Raw genomic sequence first — 5,714 nt, forward strand, 5'->3', positions numbered from 1 at the left:
GGCCCCGTGCGATCGCTACGCGATGGCACGGGGCCCTTCCTCACACGTCAGGCGACGGGGCAGAGCCGGTCGCGTACGGCGGCCAGGCCCAGGGCCCACGGGAAGGCGTGCACGTGCCGCTCGCCGGTGCCCGGCGGGTGCAACGGGAAGACGTCATCGCCGAAGAGCACCGTGACCCCCCACTCCGCGAGCCGGGCGATGCCGGCCCGGAAGGCCGGGTGGGCCGCCATCGCCGCGTTCGTGTACGGCACCGCCACCACCGGCACGCCCAGGCCCTGCGCCTCCACCAGCAGCCCGAGGGCCAGTGTGTCGGTGATCCCGGCCGCCCACTTGTTGACGGTGTTGACCGTCGCCGGGCAGACGATGATCGCGTCGGCCTGCGGCAGCACGTCGAGATCGCCCGGGTTCTTGTAGTGGGTGCGGACCGGATGGCCGGTCTGCCGGGCCAGCGCGGCCCGGTCGACGAACTTGGCGCCGTCCGGCGTGGTGACCACGCAGACGTCCCAACCGTCCTGGTGGGCCAGCTCGACGAGCCGGCCGACGTGGCGGGCCAGCGGCGAACCGCAGGCGATGACGTAGAGCACCTCGCGGCGCTCGCTGCTCGGGTGCGGGCCGGCCATCAGGCCGCCACCGCGCTCATACCCCTACTCCCATGTGCTCAGCCAACTCCGCAATCGGAGAAGGCGGCGCACCACGTGTGCGACGCAGGATGTCCGACATCACCTCGTGGGCGATCGGCCGGCAGCGGATCTCCGACGGGGCGAGGCGGTCGCCGCGCAGCAGCATCTCGCCGGCGTTGGCCACGTCGCCGATCTGGGCGAAGCCCCGGGCGATGTCGAGCAGGTGGTGGGCCCGGCGTTCCGGCAGCAGTGCGCCGAAGGCCGGCTCCTGGATGCGCTGCTGGTGCACCTCGACCGCCCGGCCCCCGTCGCCGAGCTCGACCGCCGCCGCCGCCCGGTGCAGCTCCACGTTGGTCGGCCCGAACGAGGTCCAGTAGTGGTTGTGGTCGCCGCCCAGCAGGACGGCGGCCTCCTGGGCCCCGTTGATCAGGTCGCCGACCGTGGCGGAGTCGCCGATCCGCGCGGCGGCCATCGCCCCCTGGAGCAGCAGCATCCCGTAGACCGAGAGCAGGGCCGGGTCGGCGGCGTTGCCGCAGCCGGGGGCGAGCCGGTTGGCGATGGTGACGTTGAGTTCGAGCGCGGGCCGGGGCCGGCCCATCGCCACCAGCGCGTTGCAGACCCGGGTGGTGGCGATGCCGGCCAGCAGCGGGTCGTCGGCGCGCTGGGCCACCGCCATCGAGCGGTCGGCGGCCAGCCAGGCCAGGTCGCACTCGCCCAGCTTGCGCAGCACCGACGAGGCGATCTGGTAGACCTGCCCGAGCAGGTGGGCCGCCTCGACGGCCTGGTCGCCGCCGTGACCGGCGTCGGCGGCCTGGGCGTCGCGCAGCAGCTTCGGCAGCGCCCGGGTGAGCATCCCGTAGCGGCCGTACTGGTAGGTGAGCCAGGCGTGGTTGACGGCCTTGCGCATGTCGGCCAGGGGCGGCGGGCACGGCGCGGCGTCGAAGTACGCGCTCATCGAGTCGTACCGCTCCAGGGCCGCCCGGATCTCCTGCACCTCCACCTGGTCGATGCAGTTCAGCGCGTCCGTACGCCGCTCCGGGTCCTTGCCGAGCAGCAGCTGCACGTCGACCTGGAGGATGTCGGCGATCTCGTAGAGGACGGAGAACTTGTCCAGCCGGCGCACCCCGCGCTCGACCTTGTCCACCCAGCTCTTCGACTTGCCCAGCCGGTCGGCGAAGACCTGCTGCGACATCTTGCGCCGCCCCCGCCAGTAGGCCACCCGCCGCCCGATGGGCAACTCGTCCATCCACCCGTTCCTTCCCCTGCGCCTGCTCGAGCGGGCGTGCCGGCCGGTCCTGCCGGGTGCGGCGATCGATCCGTACGTCTCAGGTTTTCGCTGGTCGCACAGCGTGTGCGTCAGCCGTACAGCCAGTTCTCGTAGTTTTCGTGCAAGTTGCACGAGCCGTTCGTCAGCTCAACGATCGCGGGTTACGGCAGTGACGGTGCTCGACATGCGACCTGGGCACCGGCCGGGTCCGGCGAGGGGAGATGGCACATGTGGGGGAATGTCGCGCCGCGCGTCGTTCAACTGTCCCCGTTGGAACGGGTGCGGCTGCGCCGGGTGGCCGTGCGGTACGCCCTGCACGGCTGGGACGTCACCCCCGGCGCCTGCCTCGCCCGCAGCCGCTTCGTCTGCGGGCGGGCCGGCTGCCCGACGGTCGGCTGCCACCCGGCCCTGGAGAACTGGGAGCAGGCGGCGAGCGCCGACCCGGCCCGGGTCGCGACGTGGTGGCGCACCCGGCCGCACGGGGTGCTGCTGCCCACCGGGCGGGCGTTCGACGTGCTGGAGGTCCCCACGCACCTCGGCCGGCACGTGCTGGACGCGGTCCGGACGCACCCGGCCGGCGCCGGCGTACGCGGGCCGGTGCTGGTGACCCCGACCGGCCGTTGGATGTTCCTGGTCCGCCCCGGCGACCCGCTCCGCCCCGAGCTGGACCATTGCTTCCACGTGGTCCGGCACGGTCCCGGCTCCTGGATCCCGGCCCCACCGACCCGGCTGCCGGAGGGCACCGTCCGGTGGGCGGTCGCGCCCGAACAGGCCCGCTGGCAACTGCCCGACTCCTACCTGGTGCAGAACGCGCTGATCGAGGCCCTGCGGGCCACCGGCGTCAGGGTCACCTCCGACCTGCTCCCCGGGCACCTGCCGCTGCCGCGCCGGGGCATGTGACGGCGGCACGGCAGCGACGCCGGAGGGCCGGCGCTCGTTGAGCACGGCGACGGCGCACCCGCGCCGGGAGCGGGGGGTTAGATGTCCACCGACGACACCGCGCGCCAGCCGGACGGCGCGGAGCCGCCGCCCCGGCACCGGCCGCGCCGCCGCTGGCCGGTCACCCGTCCCGTCGGCTCCCGCCCGGGCCGCCCCCGCCCCCTCGGCTCCCGCCCCGCCACCACCCGCCCCTTCCGCTGACTCTCAGCCGGCCAGGGGCAGGGCGGTGGAGTGCAGGAGGCGGACGTCGTCGGTGACGACCGCGTGCTGGTGCCCGGGCAGGCCGTCCAGCCAGCCGATGCCGGCCGGGCCCATCGCGACGGCAGCGGTGGCGTACGCGTCGGCCAGCCCCAGGTCCGGCCCGACCACGGTGACCGAGCGCAGCCCCCGGGCCGGCACGCCCCGGCGCGGGTCGAGCACGTGGTGGCCGCGCTCGTAGACGCCGGACGTGGCCACGGCCAGGTCGGTGCCGGTGAGCACGAGGCAGGTGGACATCGCGTCCCACGGGTGGCGGACGCCGATCCGCCACGGTCGCCCGGTCGAGGAGTGGCCGCGTACCCGCACGTCGCCGCCGGCGTTCAGGCAGTGGTTCGCCGCCCCGGCGGCGAGCAGCCGGTCCGAGGCGACCTGCACCGACCAGCCCTTGACGTAGCCGGACGGGTCGAGCCGCCCGGTGGCGTACGCGTCGAAGAAGCCGTCGGTGGCCTTCCACAGGTCGGCGCAGCGCGCCAGCACGTCCCGCAGGTCGGCGCCGGCCCCGGAGAGCGGCAGCTCGCCCCGGTCGACGCGGCACACCTCGCTGTCGGCCCGGTACGTGCTGAACCGGGCGTCCACGTCGCGCAGCCAGGCGAACACGTCCTCCGCCAGCCCGGCCAGCTCGGCGGCGGGCAGGTCGTCGGCGAGGTCGAGGCTGATCGCGGTGCCCATGACCTGCTCGACCCGGCGCAGCCCCGGCCTGGTCGCCGGCGGAGACGCGCCCGACTCGCGCCGCCCCGCCGCCGGCACCGGCACGTCACCTCGCCCGGTCGATCGCGGCCTGCAACGACTGCTTGTACGAGGTGCTGGTGGCGGTCGCCCCGGAGACGGTGTCCACGTCGGCGCTCTGCCGCTGCACCACCAGCCCGGAGCTGCCGCTGTAGCGGCCGTCGACCTGCTCGCTGCGCTGGTCGGACTGGGCGGTCTCCTCGGGCAGCTCCAGGGCCACCACGTCGACGATCCGCGTCCCGGAGAGGGTGATCTGCACCTGCACGTTGCCGTACTCGTTCTCCACCACCGGCCCCGTGACGGTGCGGGTCGTCGGCGCGGGCGGCGGCTTCGTGGTGGTGCGCGGCGCGGACGGTGCCCGGCTGGTGGCGCTGGGCCGGCTCGCCGGCGCCCGGGTGGCGGTGCGACCGGGCCGGGGGGACGCGCTGGTGCGGGCCGGCGACGGCGGGGCGGAGACCTCCCCGCCGTCCGGGGTCGGACCGGCTGGTGCGGGGGTCACCGGTGGGGGCGCCGCCGGCAGGTCCTGGGCGACCGGGCTGGTGCCAGGCGAGCCCTTCAGCACCACCATGGCGGTGGTGCCGGCCGCCAGGCCGGTGATCGCGAGCAGGGCGCGACGCATGGAAGCCTTCCTACAGCTCGAACGTGGCCAGGTGGATCTGCCGGCGGGGCACGCCGGCCTCGCGGAGCACCCGCAGCGACTGCTCGACCAGGCCGGGCGGCCCGCAGAGGTAGACGTCGCGCCGGGCGAGGTCGGGCACCAACCGGCGCAGCCCGTCCGGGCTCATCACCTGGCGGGGGCCGGGATCGTCGCGGGAGCCGACGACGTACCAGATCGCGGTGTCCCGGGCCTCGGCGAGCCAGTCCAGCTCGCGGTGCAGCAGCACGTCGCCCGGGGTGCGGGCGCGGTAGATCAGCGCGGCGCCGGGCGGCAGCTCCTCCAGCATCGCCCGGATGGGGGTGATCCCGCTGCCGCCGGCGATCAGCAGGGCCCGCTCGCGGGTGCGGTGGGCGGCCGTGAAGGTGCCCGACGGGCCCTCCGCCCAGACCCGGGTGCCCGCTTCGAGGTCGCGCAGGTCGGCGGTGTGCCTGCCGACCACCTTGACGGTGAGCCGCAGCCAGCGGCCGTTGGCGGCGGCCGAGACCGAGAACGGGTGCGCCTGCCACCAGCAGCCCCGGGCGAGGAACCGCCAGCGGAAGAACTGCCCGCCGAGCATCTCCAGGCGCTCCAGCCGGTCGCCGGTCAGGTAGATCGAGATGGTGTCCGGGCTCTCCGCGACCACGTCGGCGACCCGCAGCCGGTGCCGCAGGTTGAACGCCAGCGGCGCGACGACCCGGCCCCAGAGCAGGGCGGCGAGCACCACCACGTACATCGCGATCCAGAAGGTGCGCACCGGGCCGGGCCGGAACAGCTGCGCGCCGTTGCTGAACTGGTGGGCGAAGCCGAGCAGCAGCACCGCGTAGCTCGACAGGTGCAGGGCGTGCCACAGCTCGTAGGGCAGCGCGGTGCGGATCGCCCGGACGCTGGTGAGGCCGACCAGCACCAGGATGCCGGCGGCGGCGAACGCGGAGACCATGTCCTCGTAGTCGCGCAGCAGCACGCCGGCCTCGGTGAGCACCGGGTTGTCCTCCAGGTCGGCGTAGCCGACCAGGATCAGCGACGCGTGCGCGAGCACGGCCACCAGCAGGGTGGCCCCGACGTCGCGGTGCCAGCGGGCGATCCGCTCGCCGCCGGCCCACCGCTCCAGGATCGGCAGGCGGCTCATCATCAGCACCTGCACGAGCAGCAGGTAGCCGGCGACCAGCCCGGTGCGTTGCCGACGATCTCCCGGACCAGCACCGGCGACCCGGCGATGTCGACCTGCGCGTGGAGCAGCCACCCGAGCGGGCCCATCAGGCCGCTCCGC

7 protein-coding genes and 1 pseudogene are annotated in these 5,714 nt (G+C 74.9%); 2 read left to right on the top strand and 6 right to left on the bottom strand.

Annotation, left to right across the window (positions count from 1 at the left end):
- Positions 1–47: 47 nt before the first annotated feature.
- Entirely contained in the window at positions 48–620 is a 573-nt protein-coding gene (locus AB0B83_RS29765) for a flavoprotein (protein ID WP_357580956.1), read from the bottom strand.
- 16 nt (positions 621–636) lie between these two features.
- Positions 637–1,866, bottom strand: a complete 1,230-nt coding sequence (locus tag AB0B83_RS29770; RefSeq protein WP_357580957.1) for a helix-turn-helix domain-containing protein — start codon at positions 1,864–1,866, stop codon at positions 637–639.
- Positions 1,867–2,115: 249 nt separating this feature from the next.
- Between AB0B83_RS29770 and AB0B83_RS29775 the strand changes: the two genes are divergently transcribed.
- Positions 2,116–2,787 (top strand): bifunctional DNA primase/polymerase, encoded by a 672-nt coding sequence (locus AB0B83_RS29775; RefSeq protein ID WP_357580958.1) that lies wholly within the window; start codon positions 2,116–2,118, stop codon positions 2,785–2,787.
- An 81-nt stretch (positions 2,788–2,868) separates the two neighbouring features.
- Positions 2,869–3,027, top strand: a complete 159-nt coding sequence (locus AB0B83_RS29780; RefSeq protein WP_158619084.1) for a hypothetical protein — start codon at positions 2,869–2,871, stop codon at positions 3,025–3,027.
- Between the two features lie 3 nt (positions 3,028–3,030).
- Here AB0B83_RS29780 and AB0B83_RS29785 read toward each other — a convergent pair whose 3' ends face one another.
- The 4 genes and pseudogenes from AB0B83_RS29785 to AB0B83_RS29800 form a co-directional block, all read right to left on the bottom strand.
- Positions 3,031–3,753: an FAD:protein FMN transferase gene (locus tag AB0B83_RS29785; protein ID WP_357580961.1), complete on the bottom strand. Its 723-nt coding sequence runs from the start codon at positions 3,751–3,753 to the stop codon at positions 3,031–3,033.
- Positions 3,754–3,838: 85 nt separating this feature from the next.
- The gene (locus AB0B83_RS29790) at positions 3,839–4,429 is read right to left on the bottom strand and encodes an FMN-binding protein (protein WP_357580959.1); all 591 of its coding nucleotides are present in this window, start codon (positions 4,427–4,429) and stop codon (positions 3,839–3,841) included.
- 10 nt (positions 4,430–4,439) lie between these two features.
- Entirely contained in the window at positions 4,440–5,573 is a 1,134-nt protein-coding gene (locus tag AB0B83_RS29795) for a ferredoxin reductase family protein (protein ID WP_357580960.1), read from the bottom strand.
- A 47-nt stretch (positions 5,574–5,620) separates the two neighbouring features.
- Positions 5,621–5,701 (bottom strand): annotated as a pseudogene (locus AB0B83_RS29800) (nicotinamide riboside transporter PnuC); the annotation flags it as partial.
- Between the last annotated feature and the right edge of the window lie 13 nt (positions 5,702–5,714).

It is taken from the genome of Micromonospora sp. NPDC049060, from assembly GCF_040649055.1.
GTDB lineage: Bacteria > Actinomycetota > Actinomycetes > Mycobacteriales > Micromonosporaceae > Micromonospora > Micromonospora reichwaldensis.